The 20,582-nt window shown below is 39.2% G+C and carries 22 protein-coding genes and 1 pseudogene; 2 read left to right on the top strand and 21 right to left on the bottom strand.

From position 1 onward, the window contains the following. Positions 1-160 precede the first annotated feature (160 nt). The 6 genes from HMPREF9186_RS00190 to HMPREF9186_RS00170 all read right to left on the bottom strand — a co-directional run bounded on the left by HMPREF9186_RS00190 (position 161) and on the right by HMPREF9186_RS00170 (position 5,277). The gene (locus tag HMPREF9186_RS00190; protein WP_009730822.1) at positions 161-472 is read right to left on the bottom strand and encodes a hypothetical protein; all 312 of its coding nucleotides are present in this window, start codon (positions 470-472) and stop codon (positions 161-163) included. Positions 473-752: 280 nt separating this feature from the next. After that, complete coding sequence (locus HMPREF9186_RS00185) at positions 753-1,196, bottom strand: 8-oxo-dGTP diphosphatase (protein ID WP_009730821.1); 444 nt, start codon at positions 1,194-1,196, stop codon at positions 753-755. Between the two features lie 60 nt (positions 1,197-1,256). Continuing rightward, positions 1,257-1,796: an RDD family protein gene (locus HMPREF9186_RS00180; protein WP_037613816.1), complete on the bottom strand. Its 540-nt coding sequence runs from the start codon at positions 1,794-1,796 to the stop codon at positions 1,257-1,259. Positions 1,797-1,879: 83 nt separating this feature from the next. Continuing rightward, positions 1,880-3,628, bottom strand: coding sequence for a glycoside hydrolase family 13 protein (locus HMPREF9186_RS00175; RefSeq protein ID WP_009730819.1), 1,749 nt, complete (start codon positions 3,626-3,628; stop codon positions 1,880-1,882). A gap of 393 nt (positions 3,629-4,021) precedes the next feature. Beyond that, positions 4,022-4,198: a hypothetical protein gene (locus HMPREF9186_RS11265; RefSeq protein ID WP_009730818.1), complete on the bottom strand. Its 177-nt coding sequence runs from the start codon at positions 4,196-4,198 to the stop codon at positions 4,022-4,024. 119 nt (positions 4,199-4,317) lie between these two features. Further along, positions 4,318-5,277: a DNA/RNA non-specific endonuclease gene (locus HMPREF9186_RS00170; RefSeq protein ID WP_442852217.1), complete on the bottom strand. Its 960-nt coding sequence runs from the start codon at positions 5,275-5,277 to the stop codon at positions 4,318-4,320. Between the two features lie 402 nt (positions 5,278-5,679). On the opposite strand from HMPREF9186_RS00170, the gene HMPREF9186_RS00165 reads away from it, so the two are divergent. Both HMPREF9186_RS00165 and HMPREF9186_RS00160 read left to right on the top strand, forming a co-directional pair. Beyond that, positions 5,680-6,555: a helix-turn-helix domain-containing protein gene (locus HMPREF9186_RS00165; RefSeq protein WP_009730816.1), complete on the top strand. Its 876-nt coding sequence runs from the start codon at positions 5,680-5,682 to the stop codon at positions 6,553-6,555. 16 nt (positions 6,556-6,571) lie between these two features. Next, positions 6,572-7,357 carry a CPBP family intramembrane glutamic endopeptidase gene (locus tag HMPREF9186_RS00160; RefSeq protein WP_009730815.1) on the top strand — a complete coding sequence of 262 codons (786 nt, stop codon included), beginning with the start codon at positions 6,572-6,574 and terminating at the stop codon, positions 7,355-7,357. 282 nt (positions 7,358-7,639) lie between these two features. Here HMPREF9186_RS00160 and HMPREF9186_RS00155 read toward each other — a convergent pair whose 3' ends face one another. From HMPREF9186_RS00155 to HMPREF9186_RS00085, 15 genes and pseudogenes are all read right to left on the bottom strand, one after another. Then, the gene (locus HMPREF9186_RS00155) at positions 7,640-8,083 is read right to left on the bottom strand and encodes a GNAT family N-acetyltransferase (protein ID WP_009730814.1); all 444 of its coding nucleotides are present in this window, start codon (positions 8,081-8,083) and stop codon (positions 7,640-7,642) included. A 15-nt stretch (positions 8,084-8,098) separates the two neighbouring features. After that, positions 8,099-8,536, bottom strand: a complete 438-nt coding sequence (locus tag HMPREF9186_RS00150; RefSeq protein WP_009730813.1) for a hypothetical protein — start codon at positions 8,534-8,536, stop codon at positions 8,099-8,101. A 13-nt stretch (positions 8,537-8,549) separates the two neighbouring features. Continuing rightward, a complete protein-coding gene (locus HMPREF9186_RS00145) occupies positions 8,550-8,888 on the bottom strand; it encodes a type II toxin-antitoxin system RelE/ParE family toxin (RefSeq protein WP_009730812.1) in 339 nt (112 codons plus the stop codon). After that, positions 8,881-9,174, bottom strand: a complete 294-nt coding sequence (gene relB, locus HMPREF9186_RS00140; protein WP_009730811.1) for a type II toxin-antitoxin system RelB/ParD family antitoxin — start codon at positions 9,172-9,174, stop codon at positions 8,881-8,883. The genes HMPREF9186_RS00145 and relB overlap by 8 nt, the downstream gene beginning before the upstream one ends. A gap of 263 nt (positions 9,175-9,437) precedes the next feature. After that, on the bottom strand, positions 9,438-10,313 hold the full coding sequence (aguB, locus tag HMPREF9186_RS00135; protein WP_009730810.1) for an N-carbamoylputrescine amidase: 876 nt from the start codon (positions 10,311-10,313) through the stop codon (positions 9,438-9,440). A 9-nt stretch (positions 10,314-10,322) separates the two neighbouring features. Continuing rightward, positions 10,323-11,408, bottom strand: a complete 1,086-nt coding sequence (gene aguA / locus HMPREF9186_RS00130) for an agmatine deiminase (RefSeq protein WP_009730809.1) — start codon at positions 11,406-11,408, stop codon at positions 10,323-10,325. Next, the gene (gene nspC / locus HMPREF9186_RS00125; protein WP_009730808.1) at positions 11,405-12,532 is read right to left on the bottom strand and encodes a carboxynorspermidine decarboxylase; all 1,128 of its coding nucleotides are present in this window, start codon (positions 12,530-12,532) and stop codon (positions 11,405-11,407) included. Before nspC ends, aguA begins: the two co-directional genes overlap by 4 nt. After that, complete coding sequence (locus HMPREF9186_RS00120; RefSeq protein ID WP_009730807.1) at positions 12,532-13,791, bottom strand: saccharopine dehydrogenase family protein; 1,260 nt, start codon at positions 13,789-13,791, stop codon at positions 12,532-12,534. The genes nspC and HMPREF9186_RS00120 overlap by 1 nt, the downstream gene beginning before the upstream one ends. Next, positions 13,788-14,648: a polyamine aminopropyltransferase gene (gene speE / locus HMPREF9186_RS00115; protein WP_006596119.1), complete on the bottom strand. Its 861-nt coding sequence runs from the start codon at positions 14,646-14,648 to the stop codon at positions 13,788-13,790. The genes HMPREF9186_RS00120 and speE overlap by 4 nt, the downstream gene beginning before the upstream one ends. After that, positions 14,649-16,103 carry an aminotransferase class I/II-fold pyridoxal phosphate-dependent enzyme gene (locus HMPREF9186_RS00110; protein ID WP_009730806.1) on the bottom strand — a complete coding sequence of 485 codons (1,455 nt, stop codon included), beginning with the start codon at positions 16,101-16,103 and terminating at the stop codon, positions 14,649-14,651. 599 nt (positions 16,104-16,702) lie between these two features. After that, a pseudogene (locus HMPREF9186_RS11520) lies at positions 16,703-16,957 on the bottom strand (hypothetical protein); the annotation flags it as partial. Positions 16,958-17,165: 208 nt separating this feature from the next. Further along, complete coding sequence (locus HMPREF9186_RS00100) at positions 17,166-18,020, bottom strand: ADP-ribosylglycohydrolase family protein (RefSeq protein WP_009730804.1); 855 nt, start codon at positions 18,018-18,020, stop codon at positions 17,166-17,168. A 21-nt stretch (positions 18,021-18,041) separates the two neighbouring features. After that, complete coding sequence (locus HMPREF9186_RS00095; RefSeq protein ID WP_009730803.1) at positions 18,042-18,827, bottom strand: alpha/beta fold hydrolase; 786 nt, start codon at positions 18,825-18,827, stop codon at positions 18,042-18,044. 131 nt (positions 18,828-18,958) lie between these two features. Next, complete coding sequence (locus tag HMPREF9186_RS00090) at positions 18,959-19,837, bottom strand: aminoglycoside phosphotransferase family protein (RefSeq protein WP_009730802.1); 879 nt, start codon at positions 19,835-19,837, stop codon at positions 18,959-18,961. Between the two features lie 106 nt (positions 19,838-19,943). Beyond that, positions 19,944-20,552: a Type 1 glutamine amidotransferase-like domain-containing protein gene (locus HMPREF9186_RS00085; RefSeq protein ID WP_009730801.1), complete on the bottom strand. Its 609-nt coding sequence runs from the start codon at positions 20,550-20,552 to the stop codon at positions 19,944-19,946. Positions 20,553-20,582 lie beyond the last annotated feature (30 nt).

Here is a 20,582-nt window from a genome sequence, read left to right as displayed (position 1 = left end):
TCTTGAACTACTTTCATTAGTATTATATCATGAAATATTCTTCTTTTTTATTAACTAATGTAAAAGTCTTTATACTGGTAAATAAAAAAGCGACTGCAATATTTCAACTGCAATCACTCGTTCCATTGAGAGATAAAAAATATCAAAGTATTATAAAGGATTATTTAATCTTGTGTTTGTTCATCTTTTCTTCAAAGACTTCCGTCATAATGACACGCAATTCTTCCCGTTCTTTTTCAGGAAGGTCTCCTTGACGTTTTGCCACAGCATAGAGTTCAGGGTATTTCTTGGCTACACGCTCAACTGTCTTGGTCGTCGCATGCCCTCTGACAAAGAATGGAATACGCTTGATCCATTCTTGCGGGACTAAAGCGAGCAACTTCTTCGCCGCTTCTTTATCAGAAATCTCAGCTGTACTCAAACCTTGGTTGATCTGTTCTTGTTCTTTTTCTGTAAAATCTTTTAATTCCATAGTAAACTCCTCATTTGTTTATCTAAGGACACATTATACACCTATGGAGAGGAATGTACAACTAAAGAAACTGAAAACAGAGCAAGGGCAAGTCAATACCTATTTGTACTTTTCTATCTCCGTTTTTAATAGACTGAGCATGCTAGCATGGTGCTCTTTGGCACAATCATTATCCCATTTTCGATCATATTTCTTGACTAAGTCACTCATCACTTTTAATTTGGTACTTTGCTCTATTACACTTGGATCAGGTTATTTTTTTCAGAATCAGCGTTCAATTTTACTTTAAATCGTACTTCCAGTCTTCTCCATCTTGGTAGTAGAAAAATTCAGACAGGTCTTCTTCAAGAAAAATACGAAGCATATCTTCCATATCTACGGAGAGGTCTAGATTTGGCAATTCTTTCAGGTTCTCCCACCAGACTTCTCCCTCTTCAGTGGATATTAAGTCTCCTTCAAACTTTTCTGTCTTATAAAAGAGAACTACATAACGAATGTCGTCTTCCACCCAATCTTTCATTCCACACATCTGGGGAGAAGCGATCCTTAAGCCAGTCTCTTCCTTCACTTCACGGATCACTGCTTCCGTAAATGACTCTCCCACTTCGACATGACCACCAGGAAAGGTTATACCTGGCCAGTCCTCTTTTTTACGATCCATAACAAGAACTCTATCGCCGTCTCTTACCATACAAAGATTTGTAAACTCAACAGTCTCATTCATAAAGATACTTCCTAACTATGTTTGTCTTTTTCTTTAAGGATAGGATAAACAATCTCTACCCTATTCTTCTTTTAGTTGCACTTGCGTATGGGCTAGCAGGTCACCTAGGTGCCTCTTATCTTTCCTAAACATCGTCATTACCAGTAGCAAAACTGCGAGGAGAGTCGCCGAAATAGAGAGGCTAATGGATAATCCGTCAAAATTACTATAGAAACCATGAATCGTGCCCATATGACCGAGTTGCCAAGGTAAAAATTTAATGGTATTTCTGATCAAGCTAGCCTGAACTGTTTTTTTCTGGTAGACCAGCTCAAGTCCCGCTTTTGTCTTCCCCAAACTCCCATTTTTTGCATAATCCAAGAATGTGAACAGGAGCGTGATTGGCAAAATAGATGTTAAAAATACAAGCCACTGTGACTGAATTTCTGTAAACTCTGGGACACCATTAAAAAAAATGATGTAAATAAGCATCGAAACTATAAACAGAAGAACTAAATAAGCTAGAATGAAAAGATAATCGAATAGAAATTCTATCATTCTTTTTTTAACCGAAATAGGATTGATTGCTAACATCTTCATCACCGTCTCTCCCTTTCTCATCTCCTATTATAATATAAGGGTACGAATAAAGAAACCATTTATAAAAAAAGACTGAAATACCTCAATTTCAGTCTTCTTTCTTACTAATTTTCCCCATAAATAACGAAGCCATTTGGTTGAATGATCAATCGACCATCGGATATATTCCCAAGACTGATCAGACCTACTTGTTCTCTTTCTAGGACAACGTCTTTCTTGGAGTGGTTAAAGTAGGCTTTGAGAATCTGACCCTCATATTGCCATTCTACTACCACTACATCCGGCTCTAATTCTTCCAAGCTAACCTTGCCATGCTGAATCATGCCTGCTACTTCTTTTCGGAGCTGGATCAAGTCCTTCATAAAGTTTAGCATGTCATTATCAGCTGACACGCGCTCCCATGGCATGACACGGCGGCAATCTGGGTCTGGGCCACCGATAAGGGCTAGCTCCGTTCCATAATAGATACAGGGCGTTCCTCGTTGCAGATAAAGGAAGGCGAGAGCAGACTTGACAGACTGAAGATCGCCTTTTGCCGTCGTCAGGATGCGCTCTGTATCATGCGAGTCCAAGAGGTTAAACATAACCTCAGAGATTTGTTGCCTATAGTACATGGACTGGCTATTGATTTCCCAAATGAAGCGTTGCGTCTCCTTATGCCCCCGCAGGAAATAATCCTTGATACTTTCAGAGAGGGGATAGTTCATCACCGCATGGAACTCATCGCCCTTGAGCCAAGGTTGGGACGAATGCCAGATTTCCCCGAGGATATAGAGATCCGGCTTCTTGGCCAAGACCGCCTTACGGAAATCCCGCCAGAATTGATGGTCGATCTCATTGGCCACATCCAGTCGCCAAGCATCAATATCAAACTCTTCAATCCAGTAAGTCGCCACCTTCAAGAGATAGGCCTTCACCTCAGGATTAGCCGTATTGAGCTTAGGCATAAAGCCCGCAAAGGCAAAAGCATGGTAAGACAAGTCGCGACTATTCCACAGATTTCCTGAGGAGACAGGGAACTCTTTGATATGGAACCAGTCCTTGTAAATCGAATCCTCCCCGTATTTGACCACATCCTGCCATTGGGGTGAATCATAACCAATATGGTTAAAGACGGCATCCAGCATAATCTTCATCCCACGCGAATGGGCCTCTTTCACTAACTGGTGGAAGGTCTCCTTATCACCAAAATGTCGATCAATTTCAAAATAGTCAATGGTATCGTACTTGTGGTTGCTCGGAGATTCAAAAATCGGGCAAAGATAGAGCCCTGTAATTCCTAACTCCTGCAAGTAGTCCAGATGATCGATGATCCCTTGCAAATCACCACCAAAGAAATCCAATACTTGAGGAGCAATAGAGGCATCCCAAGGACGAACACCTTCTGGCGAAATGGCTGGATTCCCATTGGCAAAGCGCTCAGGAAAAATCTGATACCAAACCGTCTGCGCCACCCAATCCGGAACAGCACAACCATCAATCTCATGGATAAAAGGTAGCTTAAAGCCGTTCATGACGAAGTCAAGGTTCTCCTTGTTATAGGAAGCCACACCTCGATCTCCGTACAAGACCTTCTTCCCTTTTGTATCTTCTAATTCAAAGAGGTACTGGATCCGAGCATGGCCAACAGATACTGACACCTGCCAGTAATCAAATAGGTCGTCTGTTGTCACCTTGTCCATTTCCTTGGTCGCCTCATAAAGATCCTCTATAAAAATAAAAGGATCCCCATAATGCAAGACAATCCGTTTGATATCTTCTTTCTTAGTCCGAATGCGAATGTGGAGCTGGCCGTCCTTATAAAGATAGGCATACTCCGATTCAGGCCGGTGATAAATCGCTGTTAATTCCATCTGTCTCGTCTCCTACTATACTCTCTTTTCATCATTTACCGTTTTATGCAAACGATTCCATAAACTATTTCTAGTATACTACTTTATAAAAACGTTTGCAAGATTCTGAGAGATCATTTTAGATTACTAGCTTTTTAAGATTGTAATGCAACATAAAAAGCCCAGCAATTGGGCTTAAAGATCTTGGTGGAATTATTCTTAAATAGTTATTTCAATATTTTTAAAAAATGTCCGCCTTGTCACATCAAAGAGAGGTGGGCGGTCCTATTAATTATATTGTACAGTTTTTACTAGATAATTCAAGTGTTATTCGTATTGTTTAAAATTTACTTATACAATTATTCATACAAACAGAAAATTAAACCTACAAGTATAGTTCAAAAACAGATCATTCTAGTTTGCACTTTCCAGAATGGCCTCTTCTCTCAGTCGCTCCACGTCTTCTACCGTGGGATGCCATCCTTCAATCATATTGGTGCTCAGAGCAAACCAGACGCTCTTAAAAACCTTTTTGTTGTCAAAAATCACACCCATAATCATCATTTTTTCTTTATCTATATCTAAGGTCATATTCCACCTCCGTCCTATTATTATAGCATATTTTCAATCATTTTAGTTCTCCTATTTAGTACTTACCCTACACAAAAAGCCCAACAATTGGGCTTTCTCATTATCATAATAACTGTTCCTCATTCCTTACTTGTATGCCTCTTTCCAAGACTTAGCGCTTGCTCTTCTGACATTTCAACTACTTTCGCAAAGTTGGTATTTCGTGGCATGCTATCTTTAGAATACCAGTAAACATCCGCACTCCCATTTCTGGCCACATAAACAACTGGAGCTAGTTGAGGAGTTGGCTCTGCAGGCTCGACAGGTTGGACTGGCTGAGCTGGCTCTACTGCTTGACTCGGTTGAGGGGCTTGACTTGGTTGCGTCTCTACAGAAGGAATAGCAGGCTGAGGTTGACTACTTGGTTCTGTCGGCACTAAAGATGGCTTGGCAGTTCCCTTCAGATAATCAATAGTCGCATTCTTAGAGTAGTTGTCCAAGGTAACGGTGGTGATTCCATAAGCATCTACTGACTCTTTGGGACTACTTAGATGGATAGGTAAAAGGTTGCCATCTCGATCAATTCCTACATATTGCAAGGTCACCTGCCGAGGAATCAATTCATCTCCAGTATAGACCGGAGTCACCTTATAGTCTAACCAGTAATTTGGGTGGGTAGCCAGCCAGCTATCGAGTCGTTTCTCGTAGTAGAGCATGCCTTCCACATTGCTATCCGCTGTCCCTTTATAATTTCCCGTATTGGTCCATGCAGTTAGAGGAACCAGATTTTTCCCTTCATTGGTCAGACCGCTAAACTGATAGCCAATCAAATGCCCTCTGTGGAACAACCAGGCCTTCTTTCCCTTGTTTCCATAAGCGATCTTATAATTGTGCCATCCAACCGGATTATAGCTGAGCCGTGGTTCTCTTTTTTTCTTTGGCTCATCCTTGTCCTGCAGCTGAATATGAGCGGAGGTCGCACGACCTAAATGGTCAAACTCCCCTAGAACGAGTTGTTTGTTACCAGTAAAAGGTAGCAGGTTAAGACTTTGATAGTCGAGTCCAGTTTGCTGGGCTTGACCCCCTTGAACAACGGCCATGGACATAAAAACCGAGACCATCGCAACAATAACATTTTTCAAAAATCGTTTTGTAACCATGATTGAAACTCCCACATTTCTATATAGTGATATTATAGCAGAAAAAACGGTTACAGAACAAATAATTTTTTAGAACCTATTTTATGCTATTTTTATTACTAGTAGACTATCAGGGATTTCAAAATATTATTTTTAATTCTATTATTTGAATGTATGATAAAATAACTAAAATAATGCTAAAAATCAACGTTAAAACGATAAATGCCACGCAAAGTAGCAAAAAAAATGAGAATGCAACCTCTACTTGCTTGTGCTGTAATCATCGTTTATTCTATACTAAAATCAGTCATATTGCTACTTTATGACAAATTACATCATAAAATATAGAGGAGGTCATACAACATGACATTTGCTGAAAAATTAAAATCCATACGTAAACAAGTAGGGATGTCACAAGAACTTTTAGCTGAAAAAATCGGTGTATCCAGACAAGCTGTAACAAAGTGGGAAACTGGTGCTGGAATTCCAGATATCGAAAATATGATATCCATCTCAAACCTATTTAACATCTCTATCGATGAGCTAATCTGTAATGAAAGAACTACTCTTAAGACGAGCGAATATCTTTTTGAGAGTATCACAGAGTATGATATCGATAAGATCAAGAGCTATGATATGAAATTTGGAGGCGCAGAAAAGTTTGTATTGTCTGGATACAAGGGAGAAAAAATTCGAGTTCGTCTGGTATCTAACCTTCTTCCTACACTTCAAAATGATTTTAAAGTAAAAATTGATGATAGTAGAAAAAGAATTGACGTAGATGTAAAACGTTATAATGGTGTAACAGAGGCAACGGCTAAAGAAACTGTCAGTATCTTTGTGCAAATCCCAACTCCTTATATTAGTCACATTGAATGTGCGGTTCGTGCAAAGTCTGTAGAAATTCACTCCCTAGAATGTGACAATATCGAACTTGACGTTAAGACATCTCGTTTAACCCTAGAAGATATTTCAGGTAAAGTAAAAATAAACTGTAATCTTGATATGGAAGTATTATGTCATTCATTAAACGGTGAAGTTGACATTAACCAGATTTCAGCAACATCTAGAATGCGTATTCCTGAAAACAGCCTATTTACTGCTGTCACCAAAGGGATTGGAACAAACATTTATTATGAAAAAAATGGACAAAAAACTAAACCATTCGATTCACCCGATTCAGATAATATAATTGAATTAAATGGTATTAAGAGTGAACTGGTTATCTATACAGCCTAAGAAAGAGGAGAACTAAATGAACGTAAATTATTTAAAAAGATACATCATCAGTTCTTATGTCCTTGTTTGGGCACTCATTATTTTTGTAGCAGCTCCTGCAAGTTTATTATTTAAGGTTCCACCCGTTATCATGTGGATTGTACGAAATATCGTCGCGTGGTCTCCATCATACCTACTTTTATTTGGATGGAAATATTTCAGGACTGATGAGAAAAGAACAACTTTCCTTAAGCGGTGTTTTTCCGCTAAAGTGTCTTTACTCCCACTCCTATCTTCATTTGGTCTGACATTTGGGCTCAGTGTATTATCACTCTTCATCTACTCACTTATGACCCAAAAAACAATGTTCTCCTACATCAATCTAGGAACCGTATCATTGCCACTAAGTATATTCTTATCATTTACATCAGGTCCGACTGGTGAAGAATTAGGTTGGCGTGGTTATATGAGAGAAGAATTTAATAAAAAGTATCATTTTTTAAAATCATCTATTTACCAAGGTCTAGTCTGGTGTTTCTGGCATACACTTCTGTGGGTTGTAGATTCAAAATTTACGGACTGGCGTGCCATTCCTTATATTATTGCTAACATAGTTGTGATTACATCTATTACTATTTGTATGAATATTATTTTGGAAAAATATAATAATCTGATTTATTCTATTTTCATGCATTTTGGCTTTAATATCGTTTATGTATTTTTGGATGCCGATATCGGATTTTTTATCATTTTGACCTTGCTATACCTGCTCATCACACCGATAGCAATGCATATACGAAATAGAACTGCGGACAGATTATAATGGGTAAAAGCTTTCATTAACTGTACAAAATTTTGAGTTTAAATGTTCTCCTACAAATTGTCTGTCTAACTGGTTGAAAACATAAAAAAACGAGATAGATCGTAAAATCAAATGAAGAGAACACCAACAAAAAATCATCTGTTGGTGTTCTCTTCATTTTTAGATTTCTGAAAAAACCTCTTGTCCATGTATCAGTAGGTACCCTTTAAGTCTATTTTTCATGAACATTGTTTTATAAACAGTAGATTATAGTCTTAACATATATGGAGATATACAACTTTTCTAAATCAACTTATATTCATACCACTTTTCATCTACTTTCTGAAATCCCAAAGCCAAAAACATTCTTTGACTTTGAGTATTAAAAGGATAAATTTGAGCAGTTACCTTAAGCATTTCTTTCTCTTTTGCCAGCTGTATCATTTCAGAAATACATCGTCTTCCGATATGTAAATTCTGATACTCTTTGCTGATCACTATAGAAAGTTCCGAGTTATCTTGAAGTGTCACATCCCCAACTAACACTCCCTCATATTGGATATAATAGCAAGATCCGTGTGAAGTTAGGTAATCATACATTTTATGAAGTTTTGTTAGATCGTAAACCTGATCAGTATTATCAACTTGTTTGCAAACCTCACTATCTTGATACCAAAGAAGGGAAATGTCATCATTCCTATAATAAGGAATAAGCACTATCTGATCATCTACTATTCTATTCATCATGACTTGTTCTTATTTCTATTTAGAGGTTTCTTCCGATACTTCAATATTCCCCATCAACCAATTGGACATCTTTTTGACCTTGTCTTTATATGGGTTGGGAGGAAACAAGGTGAAAGGGGGAATGCTGGCATCTGGGAAGAATAGTTCTACTCTTATCGTTCGCTCGCGATTATGATTAACGTAGGCTGTAAAATAGATATGGTAATGTCCACTCACATCACCACCATTATCATACTCTCCTCTAGCAGTATTTGGTAAGAGCGTTACAGATTCTATGTCCTGCTTTTCCCGGGCTAAGTTTGCGATGATCTCACTCTTAATAGCAGTCTCATGATTTCTGACGAAATTCCCATCATCACTGTATCCAGGATGCTCACTAAGAGAATAGAAAACAAGGACCATCAGAAAGGGTAGGGAAATTAAAAAAATAATCAGCTTATTGGATTTTAACATGGGGGTCCTCATCCTACTTATAAAAAATTTTCACCAAATCCTGCTTTGCACTGAGGATACGAGCAACATACACCCTATGCTTCTCCATATAATAAAATGCGAGATAGTTCTCTATTGGCATATAACGATAGGGTTTTCCATCATTCGTCATCTCACCATAGCCCCGGCTTGATACCAGAGGACAAGCTTCTGGAAACAGTTCTAGGGTCTCAAGAGCACTTAATAGCAAATCAACTTTGCCGTCTGCAGCTTGCTGGCTATAAAAATTCACAAGAATATAGTCGTGAATGTCACGCAAGTCCTGCTTAGCCTGATCTGCAAGAAAGACCTGATAACGTTTCAACTTAGTCAAGACCAAATTCCTTTCTCACATCGTCTACAGAAGTAACTTTTCCTTGAGCAATTTCCTGGTGACCCACTAAAATCTCCTTTTTTAAGTCCTCAAAGGCTACTTGATACTGTTTGTCCTGCAAATCACTCGAAACAAATTCTTCTGGATCCACAGTCCCGTTGGCAATTTTTCGAAGTGCTGCATTTAGGACATCTGACACCGAAATTTTTTGATCTGCAAGCACCTCTTTTGTTTTCTGGTAAAATATCGCATCTGCCCGAAAATTCACTGCTTTCGTGTTTGCCATTTCTACCTCTCCTTTGTACATACGATTTGTATATACATACTACCATAAGATGGAGAAGGGAATCAAGTAAAAAATGGATTCTTCTTTCACTAAATAAAAGTTGTAAGAGATAAGAAATCTGAGTGCGTAACTGGTGACAAATAGTTTTAAACTGAAAAAGGTGATAGATTGTTCTGTCTATCACCTTGTGTTTTATATTTACGAAGTTCCTTATTTCCCCTATTATACGAACTTCCAAAAAGAAAAGCCTACGATAGGCTTTTTCATCTGACAATATCTTTATACATATCTGGTCTTCTGTCTCTAAAGAGACCCCAATTCAGGCGCTCATTCGCTCCCTTGTCAAGGTCATAAGTAGTTAACAAGATAGATTCGCCTTGTCGTTCTGCTTGACTTAAAATAGCTCCTGTTTCATCAGTCATAAAGGATGAACCGTAGAAATTAAGACTAGAACTTTGCCCCCTATTTTCCTCACAAGGAGTGACTTCTTCTAAACCATAACGATTGGCTGCAATAACTGGTACAATATTTGCTGCTGCGTGTCCTTGCATGGTACGTTGCCAATGACCACAACTATCTGTATCCAAAATAGGCTCTGAACCAATGGCTGTTGGATAAAAGAGCAATTCTGCGCCATTTAGTGCCAGGCAACGGGCTGTTTCTGGGAACCACTGATCCCAACAAATGCCAATACCAATCTTGGCATAGCGAGTATCCCAGACCTTGAAACCTGTGTTTCCAGGAGTAAAGAAGAATTTTTCTTGATAATAATGGTCATCTGGTATGTGTGTCTTCCGATAAACGCCTAGTACTTCTCCATCTGCATCAATGACAGCAATGGAATTGTATAATACATTACCATCTTTTTCATAGAAACTGATCGGTAAAACGACCTTTAGTTCCTTGGCAATCACTTTAAAATGCTGAATAGCCGTATTTTCTGTCACCGACTGGGCATACTGGTAGTAGTCATACTGACGTTCCTGACAGAAATAGGGACGTTCAAATAATTCAGGCAAGAGAATAATTTGGGCTCCTTTGTCTGCAGCTTGTCGAACTAAGCGTTCAGCTGTTTGGATATTGGTTTCCACATCCTTAGCGCATTGCATCTGAATAGCTGCAACCGTTACATTTCTCATCTTTTTCTCCTATTCTGGAATTTGTTGGGTAATACAGTGGATATTTCCACCACCTAAAAGAATATCTCTTGCAGGAATTCCGACAACTTCACGGTCTGGAAAACACTGGCTCAGAATATCCAAGGCCACTTGGTCGTTTTCATCCCGAAATTGTGGAACCAAGACAGACTTATTAGCAATGTAAAAATTCACATAGGAAGCTGCTAAACGTTCACCTGCATAGCGTTCTTCTTCACCTTCTTCATAAGTATAGCCCGGCAAATCATCTTCCGTCACTACTTGATGAATAGCTGGGATTGGAAGTTTATGAATAGTGAAACTTCGACCTTTTGCATCGGTTTCCTTCTCTAAAAGAGCTAGATCTTCTGTAGACATGGCATACTGAGGATCGTCTTGGTCGTCCGTCCAAGCTAAAACAACCTCAGCAGGACCAACAAAGGCTGCAACATTGTCGACGTGTTCATTTGTTTCGTCTTGATAAATACCATAAGGAAACCAAATGACTTTTTCGGCACCAAGGCTCTCTAGTAAGGTCTTTTCAATCTCTTCTTTAGTCAGCTGGGGATTGCGACCAGGACTAAGCAAACAACTTTCAGTCACAAGTATAGTTCCTTGACCGTCACTATGTATAGCTCCACCTTCCAGTACAAAAGGTTTGGCATCGTAAACAGGTATTTCCAACTCCTCAGCAAAACGACTAGCTACTTGGTCATCTGCTTCATAGTCTTGGTAGAGACCATCAACAGCACCACCCCAGGCATTGAAAGACCAATCTACCGCTAACTTTTCCCTTTGATCATTGAGGAGAATAGTTGGACCAGTATCACGAGCCCAGGCATCATTTGTCGGAATATCTAAATAAACAACCTGGTCTCCTAGATAGGATTGCGCTTCAGATAGATAGTCCTCCTCAACCAAAAGGTAGACTGTTTCCCCCTGAGCAATCGTTTTGATAATCTTGCTGAAAGCTGCTTTAGCAGCCTTTCCTTGAAAAGGCCAAGAACCTGGTCGAGTAGGCCATATCATGAGAGTCCCATGATGGGGTTCATACTCTGCAGGCATCCGGTAACCTAATTTCTTTGGGCTATCCATCATGATAATCTCTCCTTAAAGTCTTGGTAGCCAAATGCTTTGACTAGACTGCACTCACCCTCTTTATCCATGAGATACAAACTTGGAAGCCCAATGCCGTTAAAGGTATTATTTTTGACAAAGGAGTAAATAGCCATGTCTTCAAAATAGAGGCGATCACCGATTTCAATCGGTTTTTCAAAGCTGTAATCCCCAATGATATCCCCTGTCAGGCAAGTATTTGAAGAGAGTCTATAAGTATAAGGTTTTTCTTGCGCTTCAAAACCATCTCTCAATGGAGGGCGATAAGGCATCTCAAGAACATCTGGCATATGGCAGCTTGCTGAAGCATCTAACACCAAGGTCTCAATCCCGTTTTCAACAATATCTAAGACTTCTGTCGCTAGATAGCCCGCATTAAGGGCAATAGCTTCTCCTGGCTCGATATAGATGTCAAGGTTATAAGTTTCTCGAATGCGTTTAATCTCAGAAATCAGTAAGTCCACATCATAGTCATCTCTCGTAATATGATGACCACCACCCATATTGAGCCATTTAACTTGATGCAAATAGGCTCCAAACTGCTCTTCTACTGCTTTCAAGGTTGTCTCTAAATCATCTGCCCCCTGCTCACAAAGAGTATGAAAATGAAGCCCGTCAACCAAGTCCAGCAAATCACTAGGTATCTTGTCTGAAGTCACTCCAAAACGAGAGCCAGGAGCACAAGGATCATAAAGCGCGTGGTCACCCTGCGTTGAACATTTAGGATTGAGGCGTAGACCGACACTGATACCAGCTTCACGACAACGTTGACCATATTTTCGTAATTGTCTCTCTGAGTTAAAGACAATATGATCAGATATTTTAAGCAACTCTTCCATATCTGATTCCTTGAAAGCTGGCGCAAAAACATGGACTTCCCCAGGGAACTCTTCTCTAGCTAACTTAGCCTCATAGAGTCCACTAGCCGTCGTACCTGACAGATACTGACTAATCAAAGGATAGGTTTTATAGAGGGAATAAGCCTTTTGAGCCAGTAGAACCTTACAGCCAGTTTTTTCTTGAACCTCTTGTAAAATGCGGCAATTCTCTTCTAATTTTCCTAAGTCAATGATATAAGAAGGTGTTGGTACTTGTTCTAACTTCATTAGTCCACCATTTGTGGATTTTCTACCACAACCCATGGCAAACCGTATTTATTCAAATCTTCCATGAATGGGTCTGGATCCAACTCTTCAAGGTTATAAACTCCTGGTTGTTTCCAAGTGCCATCCATCACTAATTTTGTCCCAATCATAGCTGGAACACCTGTTGTGTAAGAAATGGCTTGTGAACCAACTTCTGCGTAACATTCTTGATGGTCGCAAACATTGTAGATGTAGATGGTCTTTTCAACGCCATCTTTGACACCTGTAAAGATACATCCAATATTAGTTTTACCAACAGTACGTGGGCCAAGGCTGGCAGGATCTGGGAGCAAGGCTTTCAAGAATTGGATTGGTACGATTTCTTGTCCGTTAAAATTAATTGCATCTGTACGAAGAAGCCCAACGTTTTCCAAGCATTTCATGTGCGTTAGATAAGATTGACCAAAAGTCATGAAGAAACGAATCCGTTTAACTCCTGGAATGTTCTTTGCTAATGATTCGATTTCTTCATGGTGGAGGAGATACATGTCTTTTTGACCAACTTGAGGGAAATCATACTCACATTTGATAGACATGGCTTCGACTTCTACCCATTTTCCATCTTCCCAGTAAGAACCTGGTGCAGAAACCTCACGTAGATTGATTTCTGGGTTAAAGTTTGTCGCAAATGGATAACCGTGGTCACCACCATTACAGTCTAAAATATCGATATAGTGGATTTCGTCAAAGTAATGTTTGAGTGCATAAGCTGAAAAGACGCTGGTTACCCCTGGATCAAAACCAGATCCAAGCAAGGCAGTCAGACCTGCTTCCTTGAATTTCTCTTGGTAAGCCCATTGCCATGAGTAGTCAAAGTAAGCTGTAAAACCAAGTTCCTTACAACGTTTCTCATAAATAGCACGCCATTCAGGGTCTTCTGTGTCCTCAGCCTCATAGTTGGCAGTATCGATATAGTGGACACCTGTTGCCAAACAAGCATCCATAATAGTCAAATCTTGGTATGGTAGAGCTACGTTCAAAACAGCTTCTGGTTTGTAGCTTTCAATCAAGGCAATCACTTCTTCTACCTTGTCAGCATCAAGAGCAGCTGTCTCAATCTTAGTATTTGTTTTGCCTTCTAATTTAGCCTTCAAGTCATCACATTTTGACTTGGTACGGCTTGCAATCATAATCTCTTTAAAAGTTTCGCTGTCTTGACAAATCTTTGAAATAGCAACCTGGGCAACGCCCCCACATCCGATAACTAATAAACGACTCATTTTCTTCCTTCCTCTTCTTCTAAAATGTCTTCTACATACTTAGGCAACATAAAGGCACCAATATGTAGGTTTGCAGTGTAGTATTCTGTGAAAAGCTGGCGTTTTTTCCAGCCTTCCTTGTCAAAATCTTTGACAGGGTGGTATTTTTTAGATGCAAACCCAAATAACCAATAGCCTGCAGGACTGGTAGGGATATGGGCCTGATAAACTCGACTGATTGGAAAGGCTTGATTAACCTTACGGTGCATGCTTCGACAAGCTGACTCATCTTCGTCAAAGAAGGGACTACCATGCTGATAAATCATGATTCCGTCCTCTTTCAAGGCTCTGTAACTATTGCCGTAAAATTCCTTGGTAAAGAGCCCTTCCGTATGGCCAAATGGATCGGTCGCATCGTTAATGATAATGTCGTAATCATTTTCACAGTTTCTCAAAAACCTTAGTCCATTTTGGTAGTAAATAGTAACACGAGGATCATCTAGCCCAGCAGCAAAATCTGGAAAATATTCTCGACAAACCTCAACCAGCATCTCATCTGGTTCCACGATATCGATTTGTTCCAATTCTGGATAGAGTGTTAATACTTGGGCAACACCACCGTCACCACCCCCAATAACCAAGACTTTCTTTGGATTGGGATGGACAGCCATAGGAACGTGAACTGTCATTTCGTTGTAGACAAAGTCATCTGCATCTGAAAACAAGACATGCCCATTTAAAATCAGTATTTTCCCAAAAGCTGGTGTATCTAATACTTCTATATCCTGCCATTCACTTTTTCCAGCATAGAGTTGTTTGGCAGTTCTCAATGATAATTTCACATCTGGAGTATGAACTTCAGAAAACCATAAATCCATCTAGTTCTCCTTTCTCTTAATAACGTTGATATGATTAACCTCTGGATCTTCCGTTCCTTGGAGGGAACAACCACGTTCTTTTGCGAATTGGATATAATCGACAAGACCTTGTGTAATTCGTTCACCAGGTGCTAGGATAGGAATCCCAGGAGGGTAACACATGACAAATTCCCCACAGACTTGTCCAACGGACTCGTCCAAGGTTAAGCTTCTTCTCTCTGAGTAGAAGGCTTCCTGTGGAGATAGCACCAACTCTGGTTGGATATATTCGCCAGCGATCAAGTCCTTCCCATCTCGTGAGTATAGTCTCTTGATATCAGCTAGAGCACCAACCAAGCGTTCAATGTCTTGGATACGGTCACCAATCGAAATGTAGGCCAAGATATTGCCAATATCACCAAACTCAATTTGAATGTCATATTCATCCCGTAAGAGATCATAAACTTCAATCCCTGTTAGACCAATACCCTGAGTGTAAACTGACAGCTTGGTTACATCAAAATCACAAACCGATACACCATCTACTAGCTCTTTTGAGTAGGCATAGTAGCCACCGATGGCATTGATTTCACGACGAGCGTACTCAGATAGCTCAATGACCTTCTCAAATGACTCTTTACCACGAAGGGCCAAATTGCGGCGTGAAATATCCAAACTAGACATTAACAAATAGGATGCTGATGTTGATTGGGTCAGGTTAATGATTTGACGCACGTACTCAGGATTCATCTGATCGCCAACTAAAAGAAGCGAACTTTGAGTCAAGCTGCCACCAGACTTATGCATAGATACGGCTGACATATCTGCTCCAGCGTCCATAGCAGATAGAGGAAGTTTATCTGTAAAGTGGAGATGAGCACCGTGTGCCTCGTCTACTAAGACTTTCATTCCTGCAGCGTGAGCCATCTCTGTTAGCCCCTTTAAGTCTGAACAAATCCCATAGTAGGTAGGATTGTTGATTAAGATAGCCTTGGCATCCGGATGGTCCTTAATAGCTTGTGCCACACGATCATTTTCAAGCCCCAAAGCAATACCGATTTTGGGATCCACACTCATCTCGATATAGATGGGAATAGCTCCACATAAAACGAGTGCATTGATGGCTGATTTATGGACATTTCGTGGTAGGATGATTTTATCACCTGCTTTACAGGTGGAAAGAATCATGGTTTGCACGGATGAGGTTGTCCCGCCAATCATTAAAAAGGCATGGGCAGCTCCAAAAGCCTCTGCTGCTAGCTCTTCTGCATCTCTGATAATCGAAATAGGATGCCCAAGATTGTCCAAGGGCTTCATAGAATTGACATCAATACCAACGCATTTTTCCCCTAAAAGTTCAACTAACTCTGGATTCCCACGGCCACGCTTATGACCTGGTACATCGAAAGGAACAATCCTTTTCTTTCGTAACTTAACTAACCCCTCATAAATGGGAGCTTGGTTCTGATTTAACATTATGAAGACATACTCCTTTACTTTATTTTCTACACCTGAGCTAAAATCAGGTGTTATAGGAAACTTATGAAAAAAGAGCAGGTTGGCACCTGCTCTACAATCTACTGACGTGTTTATGCTTGTTTCTTTTGAGTATGTCTGTTCCTGATGTTTCCTAACTCTCTAGTAGCAAATATTACGTACTTTATTGATCGTTTCACAAGATGACGTGTGCTTTCACCACACTAACAAATGTATACGAATTAGAACTAATGTCCTAACATCAACTTATAAAAGTAGGCTTTTAACCCTATCAATAATGTGGCTTTTCAACCACGCTTCGGCATTCAACCCTGCCTGTCCGTAGGCATTTTTTACTCGGGTTTATATTTGCTAGAAAACATCATCTCATTTTCTAAGCTTCATCAATATATCATGTTTTCAGAGACTTGTAAAGTATTTTTCGAACTTTTTTTAAAACCATTTAATATTTAGTTCGTGTAATTTATTCAACCCAGAAATAGAAATCGTTTTAAATTTAAATCAAAAACAAAAAAACGAACTAAATAAATTAATTCCTTTAGATGGGCATAAGCAAATTCAACTATTCAAAATCGTATTTACTCATCACGCGCTACTTTGGCAGCTAGTTTAAAATCAGTCATCAAATAATTTTCATCTAGACGGATAAGACTATAATACTCATTCCAAAATAGAGAGTCACTGTTACTTGACCACTGTAATCCATACCATAATTGAGTGACATCACTTGTATTTGATGGTGGGATTGACCATAGATGCTTTTTGAAAGTTTCTTGAACACGTGGAACATCAAGTCGACTAGTCAAGTCGAGTTCATCCAATTTCAAAGTGATAGCCGGTAGATTTTTTGGATTAAAATACTCCACATCAAAACTATCTTCTTTTTCTAAAGTATATCCCGGGATTTGCGCTACAAAGACTCTTCCCTCTTCTAAAGAATCAAACACGACTAAATCTTTTTTATAATCACCTTGATACAATTCCAATATAACCATCGATAACCCTCCGTCATTCAGTATCGGTCTGCATAACGCCTATCTATTATTTTATTTCAACCGTTTCTTCCCATCGTCTGAGCACATCTTTCAAAGGCTCATCGAGATAGCTATAGGCCTTGTCTTTGATCCAATCAGGGATTCCATAAGCTGCTTCGGCGATACTTCCTGTGATAGCAGCAAGAGTATCACTATCCCCACCAAGAGAAATCGCATTTCGAATAGCATCTTCAAAATCTGTACTTTCAAGAAAGGCAATGATGGCCTGAGGTACCGTATTCTGGCAAGTTTCATTAAAACGATAAGTAGGACGAATTTCATCTAGTGTTTGAGAAAGATTATATCCATACTCTTGTTCTATGTGTTCCTTGATGAGTCTCTTACACTCTGTAGGATTATCGTTGATCGGTTTTCCATAGTCGCCACTGTAACCTCCAAAGTAATAACGACACATAAAGATAGCATCAGACGTCGCCATAGCTCCTTTGACCCCCTCTGGATGGTTATGAGTCACCTCTGCAGAAAGTCGTGCAACTGCTCTTCTGGACGGCCAGGCTCCCGTTCGTGCACAGAAACTACAATCCATGGTCCAGGCACATGGAGAAACACGCATTGCTGAGCCATTTCCAAAGCTATTATAGGGTTCTCGATCGTCGCCATCAACCCAATTCCCAAATCTTGCACCGTAACCTGCATCGGGATACATCCTACCATATTTTTTCATGGCATCAATAAAGTCATCCTTCTGACCACCGTTCATGATGGCTTCAGCAACAGCACAGGTCATAACCGTATCATCAGTGAAAAAACAATCCTCACGAAATAATAGAAAGTCTTTCGTTTTAATATTGCCCCATTCGTAAACAGAACCTACAATGTCTCCAACTATTGCCCCTAGCATAAGATTTCTCCTTACAGCATATCAGATTTCCAATGGGTCGCTCTTTAAAAATGGTACCACCAACTCAATCCACTCTTGAGGTAGATAAGCTGATAAATAGCCGTGGTTATAGCCCTTAGCTTCATACAAGATCGTATTGGGATGGAGCTGTTGAAATAATTTTGCCGATGCTTTCACACAGTTCAATTCTTTTTCACCGTAGATATACAGAACCTGCGTCTTGCTTGCAGAAATCGTGTCCTTGAGCTTGTAACGCCCCATATAGGTTTTGTAAATGGTCACCAATGTTTTGATAGGCGTCCTTGGCAAATCCTCCAAATAATAAGCTTTTATCTCCTCTGGATAAGCCAGTTTAGGATAGAGTTTGTTCATCATGCTTAATTGAAGTTTGCAAGAGAATTTACTGAACATCAATTTACCAAATAGAGCTACTAGAAAGATGCTGATTTTAGCCAACCTTGGTTGAGAAATACAGAGGCTTCCATCTATGATGGCCTTCTCAGCTATCTCGCTGTCTAAGGACAAAAGTTCCATGGCAATTTGACCACCCAGTGAAACGCCACCGATCGCAAACACCTTCCCACCACAGTTTGCTTTGACATAGTCTAGGATCTCCAAAGCAGAATCTTCAGTAGAAACATAATCGAGTTGATATTCTTCACCGTGGCCATTCAAAGTGGGTAGAATAACACGGTATTCTTTTGATAAGATCCGTGCTTGACGAAGATAATTCCACCAAGAACTGCCACCACCATGTATCAGCAAGATAGAAGGCAAATTCTTATCACCAAATTCATGGAATTTCATATTTAAACTCCTTACTATACCAGTTTAACTTGTATTGATTAAAATCACCCATATTAAAGATAGTCAGATGTGTTTAAATTTGGGCAAATAATCGTGTCATATTTTCCAAAAATGATATTCCAACGTTTACATTATTCAGTCTTCTTCTTGTTCAAGTACCAACTAGGAATGATTTGATTCATATCATCATACCATTCTAAAATTTCCTTAGCTTGATGTTGCATTACTACTATTTCTTCAACTCCGTATGGTACAGCCCATGACAGAGCACCAACTATGTTATTTAGAATATAGATAGCGAGAAGCTTCCAAAATAAATCCGGAACCTTATGATCAAAATATCCATCTATCATACCAGACGCAAAAGAGGGAGAGACTTGAGCAGACCATACAATACGATTGAATTCCTCCCAAGGATCCCCGACGTCAAAGCGATCAAAATCAATGACATAAATTTTACGATCTTCACCAATCATGAAATTTCCTATATGATAATCTCCATGTTGGAAAACCTGAGGTCTATCTTTTAACAATTCTCGATTTGCATTTAAAAACTCAATAAAGATCTGACCATTTTCATATTGAACTGGACATTCTTTGTATTTGGAGATTTTGTCATCAATTTTTCGATTATAAAAGACCTCCCAATCATCACGAACTTCTGTAACTAGGAGTGAATGAATTTTTCGAAGGATTCTTCCTGCTTCTAGTCCGTAAATGTATTGTTGTTCTTTTGAAACAGTTAAAATTGTTTCTCGAGCATCTTTCCCATCTATCCATTCATGTAAAGAATGTACTTCGTCATCGCAGAGTTCTATGCTAATTGGCTTACACATCGGAATTCCAAGAGAAGCCACTTTCTCCATCATATCAAATTCAAATTTTTTAGAATCTAACTTCTCCTTATCAGAAACACGCAAGAAATATTTTTGCTGATTTTGATCTGTCACACAATATTTTTTATCATCTGACCAGCCTTTATTTATGGCTATCTTACTACTAAAATTCATCACGCACTCTCCGATTCACTTTCCAACACTTCTTGCAGTTTTCACTAGTAACCCATCCAGTTTGTCTACACTTTAGTTACCTAGATCAAGATTTAGATAATGAAAACTAGTCAATTTTCTCAATAATGTTTCCAAGTTTATCCAATACAAGACATGAATGATCATTTAGTGGAATTATGGGAACATGAACGAGTTCTTCAGCTCTATCCTTATTAGCTTTATCATTCCAGGAATCATAATGGACACTAATTAAAAACTGACTAAAGAGTCCTAATCCATTTTTTATCTTTATCTGATGATCTGCATTATCATTAGGTGAAACATAGACTTTTTCTCCTAATAATAGGGCTCCTGCAGAAAATCCCATAACTTTCGCCCCTTTATTCAGCATATGAACGATATAATTTTTGAACTCCTGATTGACATAAGTAGCTAGATACTTTTCCGTATTTCCACCACCGATGATGATGACATCAGCATCTAGATAGCTATCAAAATCAATCTGCTCAGTGTCCAAGAGTAAGTAATCAGTATTTAGGTTAGAAAAATGGCTTCGGAAAACTTCCGTGTACTTTTTCATATACGGTTCCCAATTTTCTCGATAAACTGTAAAAATGACAATTCTTTCGATCTTCCTTGATGACACAATTCTATTAACAATCGTATGGTTCTTTATCGGTGGATTTCCACCCATCAAAAAAATTTGTGCTTCCATTTTTTCTTTGTCCTTTCTCAAAAACGAGGC

Origin of the sequence: Streptococcus sp. F0442 (genome assembly GCF_000314795.2) — a bacterium.
Taxonomy (GTDB): domain Bacteria; phylum Bacillota; class Bacilli; order Lactobacillales; family Streptococcaceae; genus Streptococcus.
Note: the sequence above shows the minus strand (reverse complement) of the source record. Positions and strands in the feature narration are given on the sequence as shown.

Excerpts from the sequence above, each read along its gene's own strand:
- HMPREF9186_RS00190 (WP_009730822.1), bottom strand. The coding sequence starts at position 472 with ATGGAATTAAAAGATTTTACAGAAAAAGAACAAGAACAGATCAACCAA.
- HMPREF9186_RS00185 (WP_009730821.1), bottom strand. The coding sequence starts at position 1,196 with ATGAATGAGACTGTTGAGTTTACAAATCTTTGTATGGTAAGAGACGGC.
- HMPREF9186_RS00180 (WP_037613816.1), bottom strand. The coding sequence starts at position 1,796 with ATGAGAAAGGGAGAGACGGTGATGAAGATGTTAGCAATCAATCCTATT.
- HMPREF9186_RS00175 (WP_009730819.1), bottom strand. The coding sequence starts at position 3,628 with ATGGAATTAACAGCGATTTATCACCGGCCTGAATCGGAGTATGCCTAT.
- HMPREF9186_RS11265 (WP_009730818.1), bottom strand. The coding sequence starts at position 4,198 with ATGACCTTAGATATAGATAAAGAAAAAATGATGATTATGGGTGTGATT.
- HMPREF9186_RS00170 (WP_442852217.1), bottom strand. The coding sequence starts at position 5,277 with ATGGCCGTTGTTCAAGGGGGTCAAGCCCAGCAAACTGGACTCGACTAT.
- HMPREF9186_RS00165 (WP_009730816.1), top strand. The coding sequence starts at position 5,680 with ATGACATTTGCTGAAAAATTAAAATCCATACGTAAACAAGTAGGGATG.
- HMPREF9186_RS00160 (WP_009730815.1), top strand. The coding sequence starts at position 6,572 with ATGAACGTAAATTATTTAAAAAGATACATCATCAGTTCTTATGTCCTT.
- HMPREF9186_RS00155 (WP_009730814.1), bottom strand. The coding sequence starts at position 8,083 with ATGATGAATAGAATAGTAGATGATCAGATAGTGCTTATTCCTTATTAT.
- HMPREF9186_RS00150 (WP_009730813.1), bottom strand. The coding sequence starts at position 8,536 with ATGTTAAAATCCAATAAGCTGATTATTTTTTTAATTTCCCTACCCTTT.
- relB (WP_009730811.1), bottom strand. The coding sequence starts at position 9,174 with ATGGCAAACACGAAAGCAGTGAATTTTCGGGCAGATGCGATATTTTAC.
- aguB (WP_009730810.1), bottom strand. The coding sequence starts at position 10,313 with ATGAGAAATGTAACGGTTGCAGCTATTCAGATGCAATGCGCTAAGGAT.
- aguA (WP_009730809.1), bottom strand. The coding sequence starts at position 11,408 with ATGATGGATAGCCCAAAGAAATTAGGTTACCGGATGCCTGCAGAGTAT.
- nspC (WP_009730808.1), bottom strand. The coding sequence starts at position 12,532 with ATGAAGTTAGAACAAGTACCAACACCTTCTTATATCATTGACTTAGGA.
- HMPREF9186_RS00120 (WP_009730807.1), bottom strand. The coding sequence starts at position 13,791 with ATGAGTCGTTTATTAGTTATCGGATGTGGGGGCGTTGCCCAGGTTGCT.
- speE (WP_006596119.1), bottom strand. The coding sequence starts at position 14,648 with ATGGATTTATGGTTTTCTGAAGTTCATACTCCAGATGTGAAATTATCA.
- HMPREF9186_RS00110 (WP_009730806.1), bottom strand. The coding sequence starts at position 16,103 with ATGTTAAATCAGAACCAAGCTCCCATTTATGAGGGGTTAGTTAAGTTA.
- HMPREF9186_RS00100 (WP_009730804.1), bottom strand. The coding sequence starts at position 18,020 with ATGCTAGGGGCAATAGTTGGAGACATTGTAGGTTCTGTTTACGAATGG.
- HMPREF9186_RS00095 (WP_009730803.1), bottom strand. The coding sequence starts at position 18,827 with ATGAAATTCCATGAATTTGGTGATAAGAATTTGCCTTCTATCTTGCTG.
- HMPREF9186_RS00090 (WP_009730802.1), bottom strand. The coding sequence starts at position 19,837 with ATGAATTTTAGTAGTAAGATAGCCATAAATAAAGGCTGGTCAGATGAT.
- HMPREF9186_RS00085 (WP_009730801.1), bottom strand. The coding sequence starts at position 20,552 with ATGGAAGCACAAATTTTTTTGATGGGTGGAAATCCACCGATAAAGAAC.